This window comes from Francisella noatunensis subsp. noatunensis (assembly GCF_009823375.1).
Classification (GTDB): Bacteria; Pseudomonadota; Gammaproteobacteria; order Francisellales; family Francisellaceae; genus Francisella; species Francisella noatunensis.
Genome location: NZ_WBSX01000176.1, coordinates 1 through 1,458, shown reverse-complemented (window position 1 = coordinate 1,458; position 1,458 = coordinate 1). Strand labels below are relative to the sequence as shown.

Genomic DNA, 1,458 nt, shown 5'->3' with positions numbered 1-1,458 from the left:
TTAACAATATATCTCATCAATACATTAGAAAGTTACAGATAGACTTGAATAATAGACCTAAGAAATGTTTAAATTACTTGACACCTAATGAAGTACATTTTGGTATCTCTATAAACATTGAGAATACAATCTAGCAGATAAAAAAGCCGCTCTAGGCGGCTTTTGATTATTAGATTTTTATAATTAATTATTTACTAATTCGGTTAAATAGTGTTTGATATCTTGTTACACACTTAACTATTTAGAGATGTATTAGCTCTGAGTACAGTTGGATGGTGCTTGAGATGCTGTTACACCATTGATGTTACAAGCCCATGTAATAGAACCAGAACCTACTGTAGGAGTTAATTGGATTGTTGCACCAGATACTGATGGAGATGTATATTCAATTTGACTGTTAGCAAATGTGGCACCACTTGGAGCATCATTTAGAGTCAGAGTTGTTGGTACAGTACCATTATTGTCAGCAATTTTTTCAGCTACTTGAGCCTTAACTCCACCTAAAGCAGATAAGTCGGAACCTAACTTAGCACGAGTGGTGTAATTAGAGTACATTGGGATAGCAACTGCCGCTAAGATCGCGATAATAGCGATCACAACAATTAACTCAACTAGTGAGAAACCTTTTTGCATTTTCTTTTTCATAATTTGTTTTCCTTTTTATTATGTTTTAAATTTTAGCAATCCAGTAAATTAATTTAATCCACTGTAAACTACATTATATTCTTAAAATTATGTGATGCAAGTATTTTCATTATTATTACATTAATTTAATATTCATTAATTTAATTTAAAATAAATTAATGATTTTCATTATCACTTAAATAGTAATTGTCTAATATTTAACTTGATAGTCTAGTTTTTATACAGCAATAATAAAGCATGGGGATGTGATTTATACCACTAAAACTTAAAAATGTTGTTATTTTGCTGTTTGATACGAGATTTCTATTAGCTCTTTGAGAGATTCTCGCTTTGGCATATATGCACAAAGTCTCCTTTGTCATGCTACGACTTGATCGTGGAATCCAAGTATAAAGCTCATATAATAAGTGGATCCTATGGTAATCCATAAGATGACAAAAATGGTTTTAAAAAGGCTGTTGATTTAATCATCAAGTCATTCCTGCGAAGGCGGGAATCTCCCAAGTATTTAAGAGATCTGCGTGTTAAGCACGAGGATGACTACTGTTTTTGATGGTGTGTCCTTATTAAAGTCAACAGTCTTTCAAAAGTTACTCGGATTAGCTATAGAACTATAGCTTTGATTGCTAGATTGTATTCTCAATGTTTATAGAGATACCAAAATGTACTTCATTAGGTGTCAAGTAATTTAAACATTTCTTAGGTCTATTATTCAAGTCTATCTGTAACTTTCTAATGTATTGATGAGATATATTGTTAAAGTTAGTACCTTTAGGTATAAATTGTCTGATATACCTATTCATGTTTTCATTA

General features: G+C 31.1%; 1 protein-coding gene and 2 pseudogenes. 1 reads left to right on the top strand and 2 read right to left on the bottom strand.

What is annotated here, in order from left to right; translation table 11 throughout:
- Positions 1–134: pseudogene (locus F8C69_RS11545) on the top strand (IS30 family transposase); the annotation flags it as partial.
- Positions 135–252: 118 nt separating this feature from the next.
- On the opposite strand, the gene F8C69_RS10125 reads toward F8C69_RS11545, so the two are convergent.
- Positions 253–645: a pilin gene (locus F8C69_RS10125; protein WP_159185046.1), complete on the bottom strand. Its 393-nt coding sequence runs from the start codon at positions 643–645 to the stop codon at positions 253–255.
- Between the two features lie 626 nt (positions 646–1,271).
- A pseudogene (locus F8C69_RS10120) lies at positions 1,272–1,458 on the bottom strand (IS30 family transposase); the annotation flags it as partial.